Here is a 19106-nt window from a genome sequence, read left to right as displayed (position 1 = left end):
ACCACCAGCAGGGTGAGGGTGAGCCCCGGGTCTAGCCGAGCTGTGCCCAGGTGGGGCAAAAACGAGGAAAAGGAGGGCGGGGTGACCGCAAAGGCGTTGATGCCGGCAGCTTTCTTGGGGTCGTGGCCGGTAAGGATCAGGGTGGGCATCAGCAAAAAGCCCGGCCCTACGCCCAAAAACCCCGAGAGCACCGAGATGGGCGCGGCCAGGACCAGCGCCAGGGGGAAGTTCTCGCGGGTAGCCGTCCCCTTGACCGGACGAAACAGGTTGAAGGCCAGGTAGACCACCGCCGCCAAGTAGACCCACCAGACCCACTGCACCTGGACCCGCTGCACCAGCCAGGCCCCCAAAGGAGCGAACAAGGTGGTCACCAGTCCCAGCAACAAAGCCTTGCGCCAGTCCACGTGCCCGCTTTGGGCAAAGCCGAACACCGCAAACAGCGCCGTGACCCCGTTGAGCAGCAGCGATAGGGGTTGTACCTGGTGCACCAGGTCGGGCAAGAACAAGGACAAAAAGGGTACCGCCGCAAAGGCCACCCCCAGCCCCAGCATCCCCGAGACCACCGCTAGCAACAGCAAGCCAACCACCAGCACCAGGTTCAAGGCGCCACCTCCCAGGAGCCCTGAAGGCGCACGGCCTGGGCCAGCGTTTGCAGCACCGTACTGTTGCGCTCTGCCAGCTCGATCAGGCGCTCCAGGCGTTCAGGTGGGGCCGGGCTTTTAAGGTACAGGCGGTAGCGAATCTGGGTGAGGGTGGGAGGTTTGTCTTGCCGGGTGGCCTCGAGTTCAACCCAGGCGGCTTCCAGGGAAATCCGGGAGGTCTCGGCCACAAACTGCAGGCCAGTCAGCAAACAGGCACCCGCCGCCGATAAAAGGGTCTCCACGGGGTTAAAGCCCGCCTCGGTATCGGCCCGGCGGGCCCCCAGCTCCAGGGTAAAGTCCCGCACGGAGGCCCGGACATGCTGGGGGTCGGTTCGCTCAACCTTAACGCGGTAGGTTTGCATTCTCCTCCTTAATGACCCTGGGGCAAAGATGTCCTCCAGAGAAGACACCCGTCCGGTTGAGGTTCGTTGACGGATGGGGTCTTTTAAAAACCCTAGAAGCTGATGACGGTCGCGCCCTCGAGGGCATACTCCACAAACTTATCCCGGGCATAGGCCAGCCGCAGGCCCCGTTGGCTCAGGCTTTCTTCGGCCCCTAGGGCCTTGGCAGTGTTCAGGCAGGTGTACACCGGCACGCCTGCCCGGATGAGCCCGTCCACGGTGGTGTTGTAGTCCTGCAACTCGGGGTTCAGGAGGGCTTTTTCGGCGGGGCCAAAGATGTAGACTTCCAGGTTCACCCCCCGCTCCTGCATCACCTGGCGAATCCGCTCCGAGACGTGCGACCCGGCCCCAAGCGAGCCCTCGTCGGCGTGAAAGATATGAATCACCACTTTTTTCATTCCAAGCCTCCTTATTGAATCAACCAACATTGATTCAATATATGTTGAATCATAGGGTCTCTGAGGCCCTGCTGCAAGGACATCTGTCGGCTTGACCCGCGTTGGGGCCTTCTGTACACTGCATTTGTGCTTATTTCAACGGATATTGATATAACCTTGCGAGGTTTCCAGGCCCTCGCCGACCCCACCCGGCTGCGCATCCTGCAAGCGCTCGAGGGCGGCCCGCGCTGCGTTTGCCAGATCCAGGAAGACCTGCCCCAGGTTGCCCCCAATCTGCTCTCCCACCACCTGCGTGTGCTGCGCGAGGCCGGTTTAGTCCACGCAACCAAGCGGGGGCGCTGGGTGGATTATTCGCTCAACGGTGCTGCGCTCGAGGCCCTGCGCTCTTCCATTCCCCGCCCGTGGCTCCCTTTTAGGCCAAACCGCTAACCTCGTGCACAAACAGCCCGTACATCAGCAAAAAAAGCATCCCCCACAGCTCGAGATGCGCCGATCCACATCCCCCACAGCTATGCCAAGACCCATGAGCAAGGCCACGGACGTATCGAAAGCCGTGAGTGCTGGGTGCTCAGCAGTCTGGACATCCTCGACGATAAAGCCGCTTGGCGAGAGCTCAGTGCCCTGGTCAGGCTACGTTCGACCCGCACCCTGAAGGGCAAAACCAGCCTGGAAGACCGTTTCTTCATCACCAGTCTACCGCTAACCTCTGATGCAGGGTCGGAGGGTGCTGCTGCCGAGCGGGTCATGCGAGCGATTCGTCTCCACTGGGGGATTGAGTTCAACGACGACCTCAGCCGGGCCAGAAAGAACAATGCCCAAGCCAACTTCGCGGTCATCCGTCATATCGCCCTCAACATCCTCAAGCAAGACAAATCCATCAAGGCGGGTATCGAGACCAAGCGTGCCAGGGCTAGCTGGGACGATTCCTATCTCCTTAGGCTTATTGGCTTATGACTTTGCGGTTGCCCTGTGGGGGTAATTTGTCCTGGCTATATATCCCCAGGGGGTATGCTATACTCAAGGGCAAGCGGCCGGCGTATGCTGGCTATAGAGGAGACCTTGCCATGAGCCAGAGCTACGACGTGGTGATCATCGGGGGCGGCCCTGCCGGCCTCACTGCCGGCATCTACACGGGCCGGGCCAACCTCAAGACCCTCATCCTGGAAAAAGGCCTGCCCGGAGGGCAGATCGCCCAGACCGAGGAGGTAGAGAACTACCCTGGCTTCCCCGAGCCCATCAGCGGGGCCGAGCTTTCCGAGCGCATGGTGCAGCAGGCCAAGCGCTTTGGGGCCGAGATCGTGATGGACGAGGCCCAGGGCCTCGAGAAAACCCCCGAGGGCTTCGTGGTGCGGGGCTACGAGCAGGACTACAAAGCCCGGGTGATCATCCTGGCCACCGGGGCCAACCCCAAAAAGCTGGGCGTGCCCGGCGAGGAGAAGTTCTACGGGCGCGGGGTGAGCACCTGCGCCACCTGCGACGGCTTCTTCTACCGGGGCAAGGAAGTGGTGGTGGTGGGCGGGGGCGACGCCGCGGTGGAGGAGGGGCTCTTCCTCACCAAGTTCGCCAACAAGGTGACCCTGGTGCACCGCCGCGACACCCTGCGGGCCAACAAGACCGCCCAGGCCCGGGCCTTCGCCAACCCCAAGATGCACTTCATCTGGGACACCGTGGTGGAGGAGGTATTGGGTGAGGAAGCGGTGACGGGGGTGCGCCTTCGGAACCTCAAGACCGGCGAGGTCTACGACTACCCCACCGACGGGGTCTTCGTCTTCATCGGGCACGAGCCCAACACCGGCTTCCTCAATGGCCTGGTAGAGCTGCGCCCGGATGGCTACGTGGCGGTGAAGGACGAAATCTTCACCTCGGTGCCGGGTCTTTTTGCCGCCGGGGACGTGGCCGACCCCATCTACCGTCAGCTCTCCACCAGCGTGGGGGCCGGCACCCGCGCGGCCATGATGGCCGAGCGCTACTTGGCCGAACAGGAGCACGCCGCCGCGCACTAGGGGGGTCATGGAAGCCGCTCTTCCAGCGCAACCCAGCGTGCGCTACCTAAACCCGGCCTGGTTTGCCTCGGTGATGGGCACCGGGGTATTGGCCCAGGCCCTGGCCCAGTTCGGGCTGATGGGGCTGGCCCTGCCGGTCTACTGGCTGGCCCTTCTGAGCCTTCTGGCCCTCCTGGGGCTTTACCTGGCCAAGCTCCTGCGCTACCCCCAGGCGGCGCTTTCCGACCTGCAGCACCCCCTGCTCTCGCAGATGCTGCCCACGCTGCCCATCGCCCTCTTGGTGATGAGCCTGGCCACCCGGGCGCTGCCCCTGGGGCCTTGGTCGGTGCCCCTGGGCCAGGGGCTTTTTTGGCTGGGGATGCCGCTCATCTTTTTGGTGGGCCTGCTGGTGGTGTTCGTGGTGAGCACCCGGCTTAGGCTTCCCCTCGAGGCCGCCAGTGGGGCCTGGTTCATTCCGCCGGTCTCGGCCCTGCTGGTGCCGATCACCGCCGGGGTCTGGCTCGAGACCTTCCCCCCGGCCTGGCAGCGGGAGGTCTGGGTGGTGAGCGGGCTTTTTCTGGGTGCGGGGTTCTTTCTGTTCCTCTTCGTGCTGGCGAGCTTTTTGCAGCGACTCTACGCCCACGGGCGGCTCGAGCCGCACCTTTTGCCCTCGGTCTTCATCGGGCTGGCCCCGGTGGGCCTCCTGGTGCTCGCGCCCTGGCGCTGGCTCGAGGGTGGGGCGCGGGTGGGCCTGGTGCCCGGGGGTTGGCTCGAGGCCTGGCCGGTGGTGGGCTTGGTCGTTTGGGGCCTGGGGCTGTGGTGGCTTTTCTACAGCTTGGCCCTGCTGCTGGATACGCTCTTGGTGGCCTGCCGCCGCGTGCAGTTCCAATTTTCCCCGGGCTGGTGGGGGTTTGTGTTTCCGCTGGGGGCCTTTACCCTTGCCACCCTGGCTCTCTCCAGGGCGCTGGACTCGGTCTTCTTAGGCGGCCTGGCCTGGGTTTTGCTCGTACTGCTGGGGATGTTCTGGCTCTGGGTGATACTTTTCTCAATGCGGGTTTGGTCTACACTGAGAGCCTTACAACCTCCAAAAAGTTAGGACTCTCTGCTTATCGCGCCCTTCACGGACGTGGCTGCGCTGACTTGATGGGGCGGCCGACCGAAGGGAGGGCTCTAGGATTCAAAAAGATAGCCTCTGAAGGTCTTTGCTTTGGGGGATTATCTTTTTGAATCCGCTATGAAGAGCGCTCTAAACGGATCGTCGGACAATTTCCATAAGCATAAATTATCAAAATAGTTAAAACAAAACTTGATGATATTGATTGGTGCTTACTACACTGATTCGAAGGCTCGTCTTGTGAAAGGAGAAGTATGAAGGCCATCCTCAGTGCGATCGAAACCCAGGCCATCTCCGCTATCCGGATGCTGGCCGCGGACGCGGTGGAGCAGGCCAAAAGCGGCCACCCGGGCATGCCCCTCGGTATGGCCCCGGCGGCTTATGTGCTCTGGAACGACTTCCTCAGGCACAACCCCACCAACCCCCACTGGCCCGACCGCGACCGCTTTGTGCTCTCGGCGGGGCACGGCTCCATGCTCCTGTACGCTCTTCTGCACCTCACCGGCTACGACCTGTCCCTCGACGAGCTCAAGCGCTTCCGCCAGTGGGGCTCCAAGACCCCCGGCCACCCCGAGTACGGCCACACCCCCGGGGTGGAGGTGACCACCGGGCCTTTGGGCCAGGGCATCAGCACCGCAGTGGGGCTGGCCCTGGCCGAGCGCAAACTGGCCGCCGAGTTCAACCGCCAAGGCCACACCGTGGTGGATCACTACACCTATGTGCTGGCCTCGGACGGCGACCTGATGGAAGGGGTCTCAGGGGAAGCCTCCAGCCTGGCCGGGCACTGGGGCCTCTCCAAGCTCATCGTGCTGTGGGACGACAACCACATCTCCATTGACGGGAAAACCGACCTCTCCTTCAGCGAGGATGTGCTGGCCCGTTACGCCGCCTACGGCTGGCACACCCAGCGGGTGGACGGGGAGGACCTGGCCGCGGTGTGCTCGGCCATCCGGGCGGCCCAGGTAGACGCTCGCCCCTCCCTGATTGCGGTGCGCACGGTGATCGGAGCGGGCTCGCCCAAAGCTGGGAGCCACAAGGTGCACGGCGAGCCGCTGGGTGCAGAGGCCCTCGAGGCCACCCGTAAGAACCTGAACTGGCCCCATCCCCCTTTCGAGATTCCCCCTGAGGTCTACGAGCACTTCCGGGCAGCCATCGCCAAAGGGCAGCGCCTCGAGGCTGACTGGCGGGCCCGCCTAGAGCGCTACGCCGAAGCCTACCCAGAAGAAGCGCAGGAACTCCAGCGCCGGCTGAAGGGCGAGCTGCCCCCGCTCGAGTGGGAACAGCTCATCCCTAGCTTCAGCGGAAAAATCGCCACCCGCGCCGCCTCGGGCAAGGTGCTCGACGCCCTGGCCTCAGCCCTCCCGGAGCTCTTGGGCGGCAGCGCCGACCTCACCCCCTCCAACAACACTCAGGCCCAAGGGATGGAGTCCTTCTCGCGCGAGAACCCCACCGGCCGCTACCTGCACTACGGGGTGCGGGAGTACGCCATGGGGGCCATCCTGAACGGGCTCAACCTGCACGGGGGTTACCGGGCGTATGGGGGCACCTTCTTCGTTTTCTCCGACTACATGCGCCCGGCCATCCGCCTAGCGGCCCTGATGGGCACCCCCACCATCTTCGTGCTCACCCACGACTCGGTGGCCATCGGCGAGGACGGCCCCACCCACCAGCCCATCGAGCACCTAGCCAGCCTGCGGGCTATGCCGGGCCTCTTGGTGGTGCGTCCGGCGGACGCCCTCGAGACCGCCTACGCCTGGCGCATGGCCCTGGAGCGCAAGGAGGGCCCCACCGCGCTGGTGCTCACCCGCCAGGCCGTACCGGTGCTGGAGCGGTCCAACCTGGCCGGCGCGGAGGGTGTCCTGAAGGGCGGATACGTCCTCTCCGAGCGGCCTGGGGCTAGGGCAGCCATCGTGGCCACCGGCAGCGAGGTGGCCCTGGCCCTGGAGGCGCAAAAGCTCCTGGACGAGGAGGGCATCCCGGTGCGGGTGGTGAGCCTGCCCTGCTGGGAGGCCTTCGAGGCCCAGCCGCGCGAGTACCGCGAGGCCGTGCTGCCCAGGGGCCTGCCCACGCTGGCGGTGGAGGCGGGTAGTAGCCTTGGCTGGGAGCGCTACGCCGATGCGGTAATGGGCCTGGATCACTTCGGGGCGAGCGCACCCTATCCCGCAGTCTACGAGAACCTGGGCTTCCGCCCTGGGTCGGTGGTGCGGGCAGTGCTGGAGCTTTTGAACCGATGAAGCGCGTTCGAGTGCATCCCCTGCCCCTCGAGGCCCTGCCCCAGACCGAGGTGATGCTGGTGGTAGACGTAATCCGGGCCACCAGCACCGCCACCATGTTCCTAGAGGCCGGGGCCCAGGCCCTCTGGCTCACCGCGGGCCTCGAGCCGGCCCGCACCCTGCGGCAAAACGGTGAGCTGCTGGCCGGTGAGGTGGGGGGGCTGCGCCCGGAGGGCTTCGACTTCGGCAACAGCCCGCGCGAGGCCGCAGCAGCTCAGCTTTCGGGGCGTACGGTCATCCACGCCACCACCAACGGCACCAAGGCCGCCCATAAGGCTGCGGGGCTGGCCCGCGAAGTGCTTTTGGCCTCCCTCCTGAACGCCCCGGCAGCGGTGGACCTGGCGGCCCGGCTGGGCTCGGACGTGACCATCCTCTGCGCTGGGAAGGAGGGCCAGGTGGGCATGGACGACCTCTACACCGCCGGGGTGCTGGCCCAGGGGCTCATCGCCCAGGGCTTCGAGCCGGTAGAGGACGGGGCCCAGATGGCCCTTTACCTGGCGCAGAAACCGGCCCTGCCGGTGCTTAAGGCCTCCGAGGCGGCCTTGGCCCTGGAGCGAGAGGGCCTGGGGGCCGACGTGGACTTCTGCGCTCAGATAGGCCTTTCCGAGCGGGTGCCTAGGATGATGGGGCGGCAGGGAGCGGCCCTGGTCTTTACCTAAGCTAGAGGTGGGGTATGCGGGCGCTTATTTTTGACGTGGATGGGGTCATCGCCGAGACCGAGGAAGGCCACCGGCTGGCCTTCAACCGGGCCTTCGCCGAGGCCGGGTTGGACATCGAGTGGAGCCAGGAACTCTACGAGCGGCTTTTGTGGGTAACTGGGGGTAAGGAGCGCATCGCCCACTACCTCTATCACTGCCCCGAGTGCCCCAAGCTGTTGGACGCCGACATTGCTCGGCTCCATTGGCGCAAGACCGAGCTGTACAACCAGATTGTGGCCGCGGGTGGGGTACCCTTCCGCCCGGGGGTGCTGAGGCTCTGGCGCGAGGCGCGGGCACAGGGCGTGAAGCTGGCCATCGCCACCACCACCTCGCTACCCAACGTGGAGGTGCTCTTGCGCCAGGCCGGGGAGGAGGTGCTGGGCTGGTTCGAGACCATTGTGGCGGGGGACATGGTGCCCCGGAAGAAGCCCGCCCCCGACGTCTACCTCAAGGTGCTGGAAAACCTGGGCCTGGCCCCCGAGGAGGCCCTGGCCATCGAGGACTCCCAAAACGGCCTGATCGCCGCCCAGAAAGCCGGGATTCCCACCCTCATCACCTACAGCCACTACACCCGCGAGCAGCGCTTTGAGGGGGCCCTGGCGGTGCTGGAGCACCTGGGGGAGCCCGAACTGCCCGCCCGGGTGGTTGCCGGGCCGCGCAGCTGTGCGATGGTAGTCTCCCTCGAGGTGCTGCGCGAATGGTACGGGAGGTTTGTGAGGGCCTAGCATGGTGCGGCACCTGATCGTCTTTAACACCGAGGCGTCTGAGGAAGAGGTACGCTCGATGTTCGAGCAGGCCAGGGCAGTACTCGGGCAGATTCCAGGTGTGGTGGGCTTCGAGCTGGGCCGGGCCTTGGGCGAAGCCCCCCGTTACCGCTACTTGCTGGTGGTGGACTTCGCCCATGAGAGCGTGGTGCCCTTTTACCGCGACCACCCGCTGCACCAGGAGTTTGCCAACAAGGTCTTTCGTCCCATGGCCCCCGAGCGCCTTACCACCGACTTTGTGAGGCTCTACCCGGAGGGCGCATGACCACCGAGGTGTTTCGCCGGATGCCCTACGCCGAGGCCGAGCCCCAGGCTCGGCGGATCCTGGTTGACGGCTACGGGGAAGGGCTGGTGCTCCAGGGTACGGGCGGCTACTACGGGCTTTACTACCTCTTCGGGGTCCTGGGCCTGCGCGAGCCTGTGCCCTCCCATCCCCCTGACTGGGTGGAGGGGCCCAAGGAGAGTCCAGAGGACTTCAAGGAACCCTACCAGATGGCTCACTGGCTCGAGGCGAACGGCTACAACCTTTTCGTCAACGAGAGCAAGTAGGAGGAAGCATGTCCACTGCCGCCCGCGAGTACGACGAACTGACCTACCAAGAGGCCCGCTCGAGGGCCTTGCGGCAAATGGTCGACGGCTACGGCGAGGCCCTGGTGCTCCAGGACGAGCACGGCTACTGGGCGCTCTACTACTTCTACTGGAGCCAGGAACCTCCGCCCGGGGCCAAGCCTCACTGGATGGAAGGGCCGGTGCAAGATCCCGATGGCTTCCGCCCGCCCTATGCGGTCAAAACTTGGATGGAGGGAAACGGCTACGAGACCTTCCAAAATGACCTGGACTAGTTTACTGCCCACGTGAAACCGCACCTCAACCGCCTGGACCACCTGCCCGGCCTGGAGAAGCTGGGCCGGGCAGTGGAAGTACTCAGGTGCTAGTTGAGCCACCCCTCGCGTTTGAGAGGGTTTTTGATCGAGTTTTCCTTTGGCCTTCTGGTGCAAGCTTTCGCAGAGGCAATGTGAACGGCGGCCAATCCATGCGGGCCATGGTGTTGTGAATGAACTCCCGGGCGAAGGGCCACATATTGATCGGCAGGTTAATCTCCTTGAATACCTCAAAGTACCCTGCAAAGCCTTCAGCCTCAGGTTGCAGTTTACTCAAGTACCAGAATCCAAAACTCACCTCAATGCTGCCCTGCTCGGCCAGGCTTTCCTGATTCACAACCTTCAGCCTAAACTTGCCTACGGCCTCGAAACCCCCATCCCGAGGCCGGTAGCTATAGTTCTCCTCGAGCCCAACCTTGCACTGCGCTGGGTTGGGGCTAACCTCGAGGGCTCGCACGGTGGCTTCGATCAGGCGTACCCCAAGCAATTCCAGGCCGCTAACGAACTGGTTGTACTGCTCGGGGGTAGGCAGTTTGGTTTTGCTAGCCTTGGATGGCATAGCCGTTCACTTCCACTCCCGAATAGTGCACCATGAACCCCTGCTGGGGACTTCGGTACTCGAACTGATAGGCCTCCCAGTCGTCCATGCGCTGCTGGAGGGTTATGACGCACTCCCGTAAACCTCTAATCTCGTTTTTTACTGCATGCAGCACACTGGCCTCGGCAAGCAAGCCCACGATGTGCTGATTCAGGCTCACCCCCTCGGCCTCGGCCCCTTCGGCCAGGCGGCGGTGCAGGTTGGGGGGCATCCGCACCAGCACCCTGCCGCCGTAGCTGCGCTCGGTGGAGGGCAGGGGAATTTCGTCGCCATGCTCGTAGGCCACCTCGAGCCACAAGCGGCGGGCCTCCTCGACCATGGCCAGGGCTTCCTCTGCGCTCTCGCCTACCGAAACGCAGCCAGGTAGGTCGGGAATAAGCGCAGTGTAGCCCCCCTCCTTTTCGGGCACCAGCGTAACCGGGTAACGCAGACCCAGGTAATAATCCAAAGGCTTACGCCCCGCCTCCTTTTTCATGCCTCCTCCTGTATGGCCTTCAAAACCTGTTTGAGGTAAGTCGTCTTGACCACCTGGCCTCTGTGCTTGGGAACACTCAGCATCCGCCCATCCGGGTGGCGAAAGAGATGGTGGCTGCCGCTGGAGCGAACCTCCTCGAAGCCATACGCCCGCAGCACCCGCTCGACTTCCTCATAACGCATCTCGGGCGGCAGACGGCGCATTTTTTCTAAGAGTTTCTCGAGCCCAGCCATCTGCCGCTCCCCCATATGATATTACCTGTAATATCACCCGTCTACACCAAATGCACAATTCCCTACCCCACCCGCCGAACCCGGCTCCTCTGGGCTTCTAGCCGCCCCTCGCCCATCAGATCCTCAAGCTGCGACCAACCCCGCAGATCGGCTTGGTGCGATGGCTTGAGGGTTTCCCACAGCGAGGAGAGGAGCTCGAGGTGAATATCGAAAATGCGCGGCATGTTTGGCTACGCATTTTAAGCCAACCCATTGGGTTTTGGAGCGAAATCCAAACCTGGGGCAGCTCCAGCTTTTTGGCAGCCCTGGTAGTTTGTTCCAGTCCTCAGCCCAGCGCAACCGGCCACGATGGGTACGCTAGAATCAAGTGCCCGAGACCCTCTGGGAGGCCGCGCGGGAACTCGACCCGCACTACATCCCGGCCCGCTACCCCGATGCGTTTCCGTCGGGAAGCTTTGCGGTGGTGCTTGAAACCGCCCTGGCCCGGCGGGCAGCCGAGCGGGAGGCCCTGCTGGAGCAGGCCCGCCGCTGGGCGAGGCGCGGGGGGATTTCAACCTGGAAAGTGATGTGGATCTGCTGCTGGTTTCGCCTGGCCTGCCTGCCGACCCCCTCGAGCGCCAGCGATTCCTAACCGGCCTGGCTTAGGGGCGGTTGGAGGTTCGGGGGCTCGAGGTTTAGGAAGCCAGCATCGCCCGCAGCGCCTCGGCAGCCGGGTTGCCGGACTCGCTGGGGTAGATGAGCCAGAAGAGCCGCCGCAGCTCCATGCCCTTGATGCGCAAAGCCCGCAAGTTGCCCACCTTCACGTTGGGCCGCACCACCACATTCGACACGATCCCTACTCCGGCTCCCTCGAGCACCAGCCGCTTGGTGACCTCGTGGTTGTCGGTGTAGAAGACTGGGTTAATTCCCAGGCCGGCCTGTTCCAGGGCCGAGCCAAGCACCCGGAAGGTCATGGCTTTTGGCTCCCGCACAATCAGCGGCACCTCGGCCAGTCGCTCGGGCTCTATTTCTTCTTTTTTGGCCCAGGGATGCTCCGGCGTCACGATCACCACCAGCTCGTCTTCGTAAAACAGCCTGCGCTCGAAGCCCCCGAGGTGCTCGACGGCCTCCACCACGGCCAGCTCAATCTCGCCCTGCAAAAGCCGCTGGATGAGGCGCTCGGAGCTACCGCTCTCCAGCTTGATGCGGATTTCGGGGTAGAGCCGCTTGAACTCGGTCAGGTAGCGGGGCAGCACATAGACCGCCATGGTGGTGGAGGCGCCAATCTCCACCCGTCCGCGCTCGAGGCGCTCCAAAGCCTGGGCGGCTTGCATAAACTCCTCTAATGCTTCCACTGCCCGCCTGGCTTCAGGCAGCAAGTCCTGGCCGGTTTTGCTCAGGATCAGCCGGCGGCCCTGGCGATGGAACAAGGGTTGGCCCAGGAGGGTCTCGAGGGCCCTCAGGTGCTGGCTTACCCCCGGCTGGGTCATGCCTAGGCTCAAGGCAGCGCGGCCCACGCTGCCTTCCTGCACCACACACAAAAATACCCGCAGGGCCTGGGGGTTAGGCAGGGAGCGTCGCTTTAACATAAGCATACTTTATCAAAAACTACAAAAATAAACTTGCGCTGTTTATCACAAGTAACTACCTTAAACCTACCAAGGAGGCAAAGCATGCTAGCCATTGAGCGCCCTACCCGCAACCTGTCGCTGGACTTGTTGCGCAGCACCGAGGCCGCTGCGTTGGCGGCAGCTCGCTGGGTAGGGCTGGGGAACAAAAACGACGGCGACCAGGCGGCGGTAGATGCCATGCGCCTGCTCCTGTCTACTATCCCAATGCGGGCCAGGGTAGTGATCGGGGAAGGCGAAAAAGACCAAGCCCCCATGCTCTACAACGGCGAGGAGCTGGGCACGGGCGAAGGCCCCGAGACCGAGCTGGCGGTAGACCCCATCGAGGGCACAAGGCTGGTGGCCCACGGACGTGGCGGGGCCATCAGCGTGATTGCCGCCGCCGAGAAGGGGGGGCTCTTTAACCCCGGCCCCGGCTTTTACGCGGCCAAGCTGGTGGTGGGCCCGCAGGCCAAGGAGGCCATCAACCTTGCGGCCAGCCCGGAGGAGAACCTGCGCGCCATTGCCAAGGCCCTGGGCAAGCGGGTACGCGAGCTCACGGTGTTTGTGCTGGACAAGCCCCGCCATGCCCGGCTCATAGACCAGATTCGCTACGCCGGTGCCCGGGTGAGCCTGCACACCGACGGCGACGTAGCCGGAGCCCTGGCAGCGGTGCTGCCCGACACCGGCATTGATGTGCTGATGGGCACCGGGGGCACCCCCGAAGGGGTGATTGCGGCGGTGGCGGTCAAGGCGTTGGGTGGGGGCATGCAGATGCGCCTCGACCCCCAGAGCGAGGAGGAGCGCTGGGCTCTGGTCAACAACGACTACAACACCCAGCGAATCTATACCCTGGAGGAGCTCTGCCCTGCCGAGGACACCCACTTCGCCGCCACCGGCATCACCGATGGACAGTTTTTGCGCGGAGTACGCTACCGCAACACCCACGCCACCACCCATGGCCTGGTGATCCGGGGCCACACCGGCACCCTGCGCTACATCGAGTCGTATCACCGCCTGGAGAAGCTTCGGGCCATCAGTGGGGAGCTGTACTGAGGGTCACAGCTCTCGAGTCGAAAGACCCAACCGATGCACCGTATCTAACCGGCAAAATCCACACCGAGCAAGCCAAGAGGTTCGTTTTAGAGCCACGAAATGGGACAGACAAAGCACAAAGGAGGAACCACGTGATTCAGGATAAAGAGGCCAAGTACAAAAAGGGCGGGGTGGTGGAGTACCGTCAGATGGGCTACTGGCAGCCCGACTACGAACCCAAAGACACCGATACCATCGCCCTCTTCCGCATCACCCCACAGCCGGGGGTGGAGCCCGAGGAAGCCGCCGCAGCGGTGGCGGGGGAGTCCTCTACCGCCACCTGGACGGTGGTCTGGACCGACCGGCTGACCACCCTCGAGCGCTACCAGGCCAAGGCCTACCGGGTGGAGCCGGTGCCCGGCAACCCCGAGCAGTACTTCGCCTGGATTGCCTACGACCTGGCCCTCTTCGAGGAAGGCTCCATCGCCAACATGACTTCTTCCATCATCGGGAACGTCTTCGGCTTCAAGGCCCTCAAGGCGCTGCGGCTGGAAGACCTGCGGGTGCCGGTGGCCTACCTCAAGACCTTCCTGGGGGCCCCCCACGGCATCCCGGTGGAGCGCGACCTGCTGAACAAGTACGGCCGCCCCATCCTGGGGGCGACGGTCAAGCCCAAGCTGGGCCTCTCCGGGCGCAACTACGGGCGGGTGGTCTACGAGGCCCTGGCGGGCGGGCTCGACTTCACCAAAGACGACGAAAACATCAACTCCCAGCCCTTCATGCGCTGGCGCGACCGCTTCAACTACGCCCAGGAGGCCGTCTTGAAGGCTGAGCAGGCCTCGGGCGAGCGCAAGGGGCACTACATGAACGTGACCGCCGCCGACATGGAGCAGGTCTACGAGCGCCTCGAGTACGCCCGGGAGATCGGCTCGGTGATCGTGATGGTAGACCTGACCATGGGCTACACCGCCTTGCAGTCGGTCTCCAAGTGGTGCCACAAAAACGGCATGATTTTGCACCTGCACCGGGCCTCGCACGCCACCTTCACCCGCCAGAAGAACCACGGCATCAACTTCCGGGTGCTGGCCAAGTGGATGCGGATGCTGGGGGTGGACCACATCCACGCCGGTACGGCGGTGGGGAAGCTCGAGGGCGACCCCAACCTGACCCGTGGCTACTACGACATCCTGCGCCTACAACACGTCATGCCCGACCCGGTCAAGGGCATCTTCTTCGAGCAGGATTGGGGCTATTTGCCGGCGGTGATGCCGGTGGCCTCGGGCGGTATCCACGCCGGTCAGATGCACCAGCTTTTGGATCTCTTTGGCGACGATGTGGTCTTGCAGTTCGGCGGGGGCACTATCGGGCACCCCATGGGCATTGCGGCCGGGGCCACGGCCAACCGGGTGGCCCTCGAGGCCATGGTGCTGGCCCGCAACGAGGGGCGCGACATCCTGGCCGAAGGCCCGCAAATCCTGCGCGAAGCGGCCAAGAATTCGCCGGCCCTGGCTTCGGCCCTGGAAATCTGGAAGGACGTCACCTTCGACTACACCTCCACCGACACCGCCGACGTACTGCCCACTCCTTCTATGTAAACCGCACAGGAGATAACCATGCGTATCCACCAAGGAACCTTCTCTTTCCTGCCCGATCTGACCGATGAGCAGATCGAGCGCCAGATTGACTACATCCTCCGCAACGGCTGGTCGGTTTCCATCGAGTACACCGACGACCCCCACCCCTACAACACCTACTGGCACATGTGGGGCCTGCCCATGTTCGACCTCAAGGATGCCGCTGGCGCCATGTTCGAGTTCAAGAAGTGCCGCGAGGCCTTCCCCAACCACTACATCAAGGTCAACGGCTTCGACCCCAGCCCCATGTGGCAGGCCCAGCGGGTGAGCTTTATTGCCCACCGGCCCACCCAAGACGACCCCGGCTTCCGCCTGAAGCGCACCCTGTGGTCGGACGGGCGGGTGCAGAAGTACGGCCTCGAGCCCTACGTAGCCGATAAGCCCGCTGGGGAACGTTACTAGACCCGTTCCCACCCCTGGCCCGGGGCTGGGGGTGGGACATCTCTAAAGGAAGGCGTTCATGACCGAGACCTTAAATCCCACCGACCTGAGGGCCCTCTTGCAGCAGACCGGGGTGCCCGAGGTGCTGGAGCGCCTGGATCGCGAGCTGGTGGGCCTGGCGCCGGTCAAGACCCGCATCCACGAGATTGCAGCCTACCTGGTGGTGGACAAGCTGCGCCGCGAGCTGGGCCTGTTGGCTACCCGTCCGGTGCTGCACATGGCCTTCACCGGCAACCCCGGCACCGGCAAGACCACCGTGGCCCTGCGCATGGCCACCATCCTGCACCGGCTGGGCTACATACGGCGCGACCATCTGGTGGTGGCCAGCCGCGACGATCTGGTGGGGCAGTACATCGGCCACACCGCCCCCAAGACCAAGGAAGTCCTGAAGCGGGCCATGGGCGGGGTTCTGTTCATCGACGAGGCCTATAGCCTGTACCGCTCCGAGAACGAGCGGGACTACGGCCAGGAGACCATCGAAATCCTGTTGCAGGTCATGGAGAACCAGCGGGAAGACCTGGTGGTGATCCTGGCGGGCTACGAGGACAAGATGGAGCAGTTTTTTACCCTCAACCCCGGGATGCGCTCGCGCATCGCCCACCACATCCGCTTCCCCGACTACACCGAGGAGGAGCTGGTGGCCATCGGCAAGCTCATGATCGCCGAGCAGAACTACTACCTGGACGAGGCCGCCGAGCGAGCCTTCGTGGAGTATGTGCGCTGTCGTAAGAGGCTACCCAACTTCGCCAACGCCCGCAGCGTCCGCAACGCCATAGATCGCTTCAAACTGCGCCAGGCTAAGCGGTTGTTTGAGCGGGCCGGCCAGGTGACCCCCGACGACCTGCGCCGCATCGCCGAGGAGGACATCCGGGCCAGCGAGGTCTTCCGGGAGTGCGAGGAACTTATGGAAGGAGGCCAAGATGCCCCATAGACCCTTCATGCTCGGCATTGCAGGCGACTCGGGGGTGGGCAAGACCACTATCTCGAGCGGTATCACCCGCTTGTTGGGCCAGGAGCGCACCACCAACATCTGCGTGGACGACTACCACAAGTACGACCGCAAGCAGCGGGCCGAGCTGCAGATTACCCCCCTCAACCCCGAGTGCAACTACATGGACATCATGGAGCAGCACGTGCGTCTTTTGGCCATGGGGGAGCCCATCTTGAAGCCGGTCTACAACCACTCCACCGGAACGTTTGATCCCCCCATCTATATTCCACCTCCCAGGGCCATCAAGGACAACGGCCGTTTGATTCCCCGGGCGGTGGTTCTGGAGGGCCTGCTCACGCTCTTTTCCGAGCCCATGCGGGAGCGCTACCATCTGAAAGTCTACCTCGACCCTGAGGAAGATCTGCGGCGCGAGTGGAAGATCAAGCGCGACGTGGCCAAACGGGGCTACACCCCTGAGCAAGTGGTGGCCGACATCGAGCGACGGATGCCCGACTCCAAGGCCTACATCTGGCCCCAGAAGGAGCACGCCGACATCGTGGTGCGCTTCTACCGTCCCCCCGGCTACGACCCCGAGCAACCCAGCACCCTCTCGGTGCGCATCACCCTCAAGCGCAGCCTGCCCAAGCTCGACCTGACCGAGGTACTGCACTCGGCCTACGAGGAAGAGCCCTCGGTGATCCGGCTCGAGGCCCGCAAAGAGGCCGACATTCTGGATATCTCGGGGGGCTTGGAGCCCGAGCGGGCGGCGGTCTTTGAGCGACTCATCTGGGAGCAGCTCGGCCAGCACGCCGAACAATTCAACCCCGAGCTCATCGGCACCTTCTGGGACAAAGGGGGCCAGAGCTATCCCCTGGCCCTCACCCAGCTGGTCATCGCGTACCATCTGATACATATGCGCGAGCAGGCCATTCAAAAAGGAGCCTTGGCCTATGCCTAAACTCCTGGTAGCCCCCTCCATCCTCACCGCCGATTTTGTCCGGCTGGGCGAGCAGATCCAAGAGGCCGAGGCGGCGGGGGTGGACTGGATTCACCTGGATGTGATGGACGGGCGTTTTGTGCCCAACCTGACCTTTGGCCCCTTGGTGGTGGAGGCCATCCGCCGGGTGACCCAGCTTCCCCTGGACGTGCACTTGATGATCGTGGAGCCCGAGCGCTACCTGCGGGACTTCGCCCAGGCCGGCGCCGACTGGATCACGGTGCACGTTGAGGCCACCCCCCACGCCCACCGGGCGGTGCAGCAGATCAAAGAGCTGGGCAAGAAGGCCGGGCTGGCCCTCAATCCGGCCACGCCCTTGGAGGCCATGCTGCCCCTTCTGCCCGAGCTCGACCTGGCCCTTTTGATGAGCGTGAACCCCGGCTTTGGCGGGCAGAAGTACATCCCCACCAGTACCGAGCGCATCCGGCGCCTGCGGGGTTTGCGCGACCACCTGAACCCGGCCTGTCTGATTGAGGTAGACGGAGGCATCAAACCCGAGAACCTAGGAGAGGTTTACCGGGCCGGGGTGGATGTGGTGGTGGTGGGCAGCGCGTTGTTCAACAACCAGCCGTTGGCCGAGAATATGGAAAGACTCTTAAGACTTTTAGGAGAAGGGTATGCCGTTGGCCCTAGGTAAGGACGTCCTCGAGAAAGCACGGCGCGAAGGCTACGCCGTGCCCAGCTTCAACACCAACAACTTAGAGATTAACCCAAGTTGCCACCTATCCGTTGCCTTGGGGATGCAAAAATGAAGGCCGCTATGTTGCGGACAATCATAGCGGCCTTCTGTATTATAACCCAAGTTGCTACCTAAGCGAGTCTCTACTGCGATGAGACGGATGTCGTGCGCCAGGACAAAAGCGAGGACCTTCAGGACAAACCCCTCCTGGGTTACCGCATGAATGCGCCGAGGGAAAAGGGTGTGGGGTAGATTCCCTTCGGGACAGCCTGACGGCTGTACGCCCAGCAGCCTGCTCCCCACCGTCTCCACCACCCGCCGCCCCAGGAGGGCCAGGTACTGCAACCACGGCACGTACCGCTCTTGCGTACCGGCATGACCTTTATCCCCGTAGCCTCCTGCAGCACAGGGCGAGAAGAGAGAGATAAGAGAGAAGGGTTTGAGGGCGTGGACCCTACGGCTGAAGCGACTTGGGGAGGGGAGGTGGGAGAAGAGGGCGAAGTGTCTTGGGCTGGGGGTCGTCCTTGGGGGAGGAGGTCAGAAGGCCGCTATGGTGGTGTGGAGCATAGCGGCCTTCCTTTTTGCATCCCTAGGGCAGAAAATAGGTGGCAATTTGGGTTACCTTAAAGCCCGGCCCCACCTGAACGCCTGGAGCGCCTGATCGAGCTGGCAGAGCGCAACAGTACGGTGCTGCAAACGCTGGCCCAGGCCGTGCGCCTTCAGGGCTCCTGGGAGGTGGCGCCTTGAACCTGGTGCTGGTGGTTGGCTTGCTGTTGCTAGCGGTGGTCTCGGGGATGCTGGGGCTGGGGGTGGCCTTTGCGGCGGTACCCTTTTTGTCCTTGTTCTTGCCCGACCTGGTGCACCAGGTACAACCCCTATCGCTGCTGCTCAACGGGGTCACGGCGCTGTTTGCGGTGTTCGGCTTTGCCCAAAGCGGGCACGTGGACTGGCGCAAGGCTTTGTTGCTGGGACTGGTGACCACCTTGTTCGCTCCTTTGGGGGCCTGGCTGGTGCAGCGGGTCCAGGTGCAGTGGGTCTGGTGGGTCTACTTGGCGGCGGTGGTCTACCTGGCCTTCAACCTGTTTCGTCCGGTCAAGGGGACGGCTACCCGCGAGAACTTCCCCCTGGCGCTGGTCCTGGCCGCGCCCATCTCGGTGCTCTCGGGGTTTTTGGGCGTAGGGCCGGGCTTTTTGCTGATGCCCACCCTGATCCTTACCGGCCACGACCCCAAGAAAGCTGCCGGCATCAACGCCTTTGCGGTCACCCCGCCCTCCTTTTCCTCGTTTTTGCCCCACCTGGGCACAGCTCGGCTAGACCCGGGGCTCACCCTCACCCTGCTGGTGGT

General features: G+C 63.7%; 26 protein-coding genes and 1 pseudogene. 18 read left to right on the top strand and 9 right to left on the bottom strand.

The features are described 5' to 3' along the window. The 3 genes from B047_RS0106370 to B047_RS0106360 form a co-directional block, all read right to left on the bottom strand. A partial coding sequence (locus tag B047_RS0106370; RefSeq protein WP_245533711.1) for a sulfite exporter TauE/SafE family protein occupies positions 1–593 on the bottom strand: 593 nt, incomplete at its 3' end. Between the two features lie 5 nt (positions 594–598). Then, the gene (locus tag B047_RS0106365) at positions 599–1003 is read right to left on the bottom strand and encodes an OsmC family protein (RefSeq protein ID WP_018466124.1); all 405 of its coding nucleotides are present in this window, start codon (positions 1001–1003) and stop codon (positions 599–601) included. A 92-nt stretch (positions 1004–1095) separates the two neighbouring features. Beyond that, positions 1096–1440, bottom strand: coding sequence for a hypothetical protein (locus tag B047_RS0106360; RefSeq protein WP_018466123.1), 345 nt, complete (start codon positions 1438–1440; stop codon positions 1096–1098). A gap of 126 nt (positions 1441–1566) precedes the next feature. Here B047_RS0106360 and B047_RS0106355 point away from each other — a divergent pair, with 126 nt between their 5' ends. The 10 genes from B047_RS0106355 (at position 1567) to B047_RS0106310 (ending at position 9113) form a co-directional block, all read left to right on the top strand. Next, positions 1567–1869, top strand: a complete 303-nt coding sequence (locus tag B047_RS0106355) for an ArsR/SmtB family transcription factor (protein WP_211209133.1) — start codon at positions 1567–1569, stop codon at positions 1867–1869. A gap of 63 nt (positions 1870–1932) precedes the next feature. Further along, positions 1933–2394 (top strand): ISAs1 family transposase, encoded by a 462-nt coding sequence (locus B047_RS0106350; RefSeq protein ID WP_157205832.1) that lies wholly within the window; start codon positions 1933–1935, stop codon positions 2392–2394. Positions 2395–2504: 110 nt separating this feature from the next. Continuing rightward, positions 2505–3443, top strand: a complete 939-nt coding sequence (gene trxB, locus B047_RS0106345) for a thioredoxin-disulfide reductase (protein ID WP_018466120.1) — start codon at positions 2505–2507, stop codon at positions 3441–3443. Positions 3444–3450: 7 nt separating this feature from the next. Beyond that, complete coding sequence (locus B047_RS0106340; protein ID WP_026234651.1) at positions 3451–4518, top strand: SLAC1 family transporter; 1068 nt, start codon at positions 3451–3453, stop codon at positions 4516–4518. Between the two features lie 272 nt (positions 4519–4790). Then, positions 4791–6770: a transketolase gene (tkt, locus tag B047_RS0106335; protein ID WP_018466118.1), complete on the top strand. Its 1980-nt coding sequence runs from the start codon at positions 4791–4793 to the stop codon at positions 6768–6770. Continuing rightward, positions 6767–7468, top strand: a complete 702-nt coding sequence (locus B047_RS0106330; protein WP_040779485.1) for a 2-phosphosulfolactate phosphatase — start codon at positions 6767–6769, stop codon at positions 7466–7468. Before tkt ends, B047_RS0106330 begins: the two co-directional genes overlap by 4 nt. Before the next feature lie 14 nt (positions 7469–7482). After that, positions 7483–8232, top strand: a complete 750-nt coding sequence (locus B047_RS0106325) for an HAD-IA family hydrolase (RefSeq protein ID WP_018466116.1) — start codon at positions 7483–7485, stop codon at positions 8230–8232. A gap of 1 nt (position 8233) precedes the next feature. Continuing rightward, positions 8234–8536: a Dabb family protein gene (locus B047_RS0106320; protein ID WP_026234649.1), complete on the top strand. Its 303-nt coding sequence runs from the start codon at positions 8234–8236 to the stop codon at positions 8534–8536. Next, complete coding sequence (locus B047_RS0106315) at positions 8533–8820, top strand: hypothetical protein (protein WP_018466114.1); 288 nt, start codon at positions 8533–8535, stop codon at positions 8818–8820. The genes B047_RS0106320 and B047_RS0106315 overlap by 4 nt, the downstream gene beginning before the upstream one ends. Before the next feature lie 8 nt (positions 8821–8828). Next, on the top strand, positions 8829–9113 hold the full coding sequence (locus B047_RS0106310) for a hypothetical protein (RefSeq protein WP_018466113.1): 285 nt from the start codon (positions 8829–8831) through the stop codon (positions 9111–9113). 82 nt (positions 9114–9195) lie between these two features. Here B047_RS0106310 and B047_RS17850 read toward each other — a convergent pair whose 3' ends face one another. From B047_RS17850 to B047_RS17845, 4 genes are all read right to left on the bottom strand, one after another. Then, entirely contained in the window at positions 9196–9489 is a 294-nt protein-coding gene (locus tag B047_RS17850) for a hypothetical protein (protein ID WP_157205831.1), read from the bottom strand. Between the two features lie 205 nt (positions 9490–9694). Next, entirely contained in the window at positions 9695–10225 is a 531-nt protein-coding gene (locus B047_RS16380) for a type II toxin-antitoxin system HicB family antitoxin (protein WP_018466111.1), read from the bottom strand. After that, the gene (locus tag B047_RS0106295) at positions 10222–10458 is read right to left on the bottom strand and encodes a type II toxin-antitoxin system HicA family toxin (RefSeq protein ID WP_040779487.1); all 237 of its coding nucleotides are present in this window, start codon (positions 10456–10458) and stop codon (positions 10222–10224) included. Before B047_RS0106295 ends, B047_RS16380 begins: the two co-directional genes overlap by 4 nt. Positions 10459–10520: 62 nt before the next feature. Further along, positions 10521–10682: a hypothetical protein gene (locus tag B047_RS17845; RefSeq protein ID WP_018466109.1), complete on the bottom strand. Its 162-nt coding sequence runs from the start codon at positions 10680–10682 to the stop codon at positions 10521–10523. Positions 10683–10825: 143 nt separating this feature from the next. On the opposite strand from B047_RS17845, the gene B047_RS18355 reads away from it, so the two are divergent. Then, positions 10826–11089, top strand: a complete 264-nt coding sequence (locus tag B047_RS18355) for a HEPN domain-containing protein (RefSeq protein WP_018466108.1) — start codon at positions 10826–10828, stop codon at positions 11087–11089. 43 nt (positions 11090–11132) lie between these two features. On the opposite strand, the gene B047_RS0106280 is transcribed toward B047_RS18355, so the two are convergent. Further along, on the bottom strand, positions 11133–12026 hold the full coding sequence (locus B047_RS0106280) for a LysR family transcriptional regulator (RefSeq protein ID WP_018466107.1): 894 nt from the start codon (positions 12024–12026) through the stop codon (positions 11133–11135). 84 nt (positions 12027–12110) lie between these two features. On the opposite strand from B047_RS0106280, the gene glpX reads away from it, so the two are divergent. The 6 genes from glpX (at position 12111) to rpe (ending at position 17719) form a co-directional block, all read left to right on the top strand. After that, positions 12111–13100, top strand: coding sequence for a class II fructose-bisphosphatase (gene glpX, locus B047_RS0106275; RefSeq protein WP_018466106.1), 990 nt, complete (start codon positions 12111–12113; stop codon positions 13098–13100). A 131-nt stretch (positions 13101–13231) separates the two neighbouring features. Beyond that, the gene (locus tag B047_RS0106270; protein ID WP_018466105.1) at positions 13232–14674 is read left to right on the top strand and encodes a form I ribulose bisphosphate carboxylase large subunit; all 1443 of its coding nucleotides are present in this window, start codon (positions 13232–13234) and stop codon (positions 14672–14674) included. 18 nt (positions 14675–14692) lie between these two features. Then, positions 14693–15115, top strand: a complete 423-nt coding sequence (locus tag B047_RS0106265; RefSeq protein ID WP_018466104.1) for a ribulose bisphosphate carboxylase small subunit — start codon at positions 14693–14695, stop codon at positions 15113–15115. Between the two features lie 58 nt (positions 15116–15173). Then, positions 15174–16085, top strand: a complete 912-nt coding sequence (cbbX, locus tag B047_RS0106260; protein ID WP_018466103.1) for a CbbX protein — start codon at positions 15174–15176, stop codon at positions 16083–16085. Continuing rightward, on the top strand, positions 16075–17043 hold the full coding sequence (locus B047_RS0106255; RefSeq protein WP_026234647.1) for a phosphoribulokinase: 969 nt from the start codon (positions 16075–16077) through the stop codon (positions 17041–17043). The genes cbbX and B047_RS0106255 overlap by 11 nt, the downstream gene beginning before the upstream one ends. Then, entirely contained in the window at positions 17036–17719 is a 684-nt protein-coding gene (rpe, locus tag B047_RS0106250) for a ribulose-phosphate 3-epimerase (RefSeq protein WP_018466101.1), read from the top strand. The genes B047_RS0106255 and rpe overlap by 8 nt, the downstream gene beginning before the upstream one ends. A 189-nt stretch (positions 17720–17908) precedes the next feature. Here the strand turns inward: rpe and B047_RS18680 are convergent. Next, positions 17909–18121, bottom strand: a pseudogene (locus B047_RS18680) (hypothetical protein); the annotation flags it as partial. Between the two features lie 392 nt (positions 18122–18513). Between B047_RS18680 and B047_RS0106240 the strand changes: the two are divergent. Continuing rightward, positions 18514–19106: sulfite exporter TauE/SafE family protein (locus B047_RS0106240; protein ID WP_245533711.1), on the top strand; the 593-nt coding region annotated here is incomplete at its 3' end.

Origin of the sequence: Calidithermus timidus DSM 17022, assembly GCF_000373205.1 — a bacterium.
Classification (GTDB): domain Bacteria; phylum Deinococcota; class Deinococci; order Deinococcales; family Thermaceae; genus Calidithermus; species Calidithermus timidus.
The sequence above is the reverse complement of the archived record's forward strand: the minus strand, read 5'-3'. Positions and strand labels throughout refer to the sequence as shown.

What these genes read in the sequence shown, in the direction of transcription:
- B047_RS0106365 (WP_018466124.1), bottom strand. Translation starts at nt 1,003, where the DNA reads ATGCAAACCTACCGCGTTAAGGTTGAGCGAACCGACCCCCAGCATGTC.
- B047_RS0106360 (WP_018466123.1), bottom strand. Translation starts at nt 1,440, where the DNA reads ATGAAAAAAGTGGTGATTCATATCTTTCACGCCGACGAGGGCTCGCTT.
- trxB (WP_018466120.1), top strand. Translation starts at nt 2,505, where the DNA reads ATGAGCCAGAGCTACGACGTGGTGATCATCGGGGGCGGCCCTGCCGGC.
- B047_RS0106340 (WP_026234651.1), top strand. Translation starts at nt 3,451, where the DNA reads ATGGAAGCCGCTCTTCCAGCGCAACCCAGCGTGCGCTACCTAAACCCG.
- tkt (WP_018466118.1), top strand. Translation starts at nt 4,791, where the DNA reads ATGAAGGCCATCCTCAGTGCGATCGAAACCCAGGCCATCTCCGCTATC.
- B047_RS0106330 (WP_040779485.1), top strand. Translation starts at nt 6,767, where the DNA reads ATGAAGCGCGTTCGAGTGCATCCCCTGCCCCTCGAGGCCCTGCCCCAG.
- B047_RS0106325 (WP_018466116.1), top strand. Translation starts at nt 7,483, where the DNA reads ATGCGGGCGCTTATTTTTGACGTGGATGGGGTCATCGCCGAGACCGAG.
- B047_RS0106320 (WP_026234649.1), top strand. Translation starts at nt 8,234, where the DNA reads ATGGTGCGGCACCTGATCGTCTTTAACACCGAGGCGTCTGAGGAAGAG.
- B047_RS0106315 (WP_018466114.1), top strand. Translation starts at nt 8,533, where the DNA reads ATGACCACCGAGGTGTTTCGCCGGATGCCCTACGCCGAGGCCGAGCCC.
- B047_RS0106310 (WP_018466113.1), top strand. Translation starts at nt 8,829, where the DNA reads ATGTCCACTGCCGCCCGCGAGTACGACGAACTGACCTACCAAGAGGCC.
- B047_RS16380 (WP_018466111.1), bottom strand. Translation starts at nt 10,225, where the DNA reads ATGAAAAAGGAGGCGGGGCGTAAGCCTTTGGATTATTACCTGGGTCTG.
- B047_RS0106295 (WP_040779487.1), bottom strand. Translation starts at nt 10,458, where the DNA reads ATGGCTGGGCTCGAGAAACTCTTAGAAAAAATGCGCCGTCTGCCGCCC.
- B047_RS17845 (WP_018466109.1), bottom strand. Translation starts at nt 10,682, where the DNA reads ATGCCGCGCATTTTCGATATTCACCTCGAGCTCCTCTCCTCGCTGTGG.
- B047_RS0106280 (WP_018466107.1), bottom strand. Translation starts at nt 12,026, where the DNA reads ATGTTAAAGCGACGCTCCCTGCCTAACCCCCAGGCCCTGCGGGTATTT.
- glpX (WP_018466106.1), top strand. Translation starts at nt 12,111, where the DNA reads ATGCTAGCCATTGAGCGCCCTACCCGCAACCTGTCGCTGGACTTGTTG.
- B047_RS0106265 (WP_018466104.1), top strand. Translation starts at nt 14,693, where the DNA reads ATGCGTATCCACCAAGGAACCTTCTCTTTCCTGCCCGATCTGACCGAT.
- cbbX (WP_018466103.1), top strand. Translation starts at nt 15,174, where the DNA reads ATGACCGAGACCTTAAATCCCACCGACCTGAGGGCCCTCTTGCAGCAG.
- B047_RS0106255 (WP_026234647.1), top strand. Translation starts at nt 16,075, where the DNA reads ATGCCCCATAGACCCTTCATGCTCGGCATTGCAGGCGACTCGGGGGTG.
- rpe (WP_018466101.1), top strand. Translation starts at nt 17,036, where the DNA reads ATGCCTAAACTCCTGGTAGCCCCCTCCATCCTCACCGCCGATTTTGTC.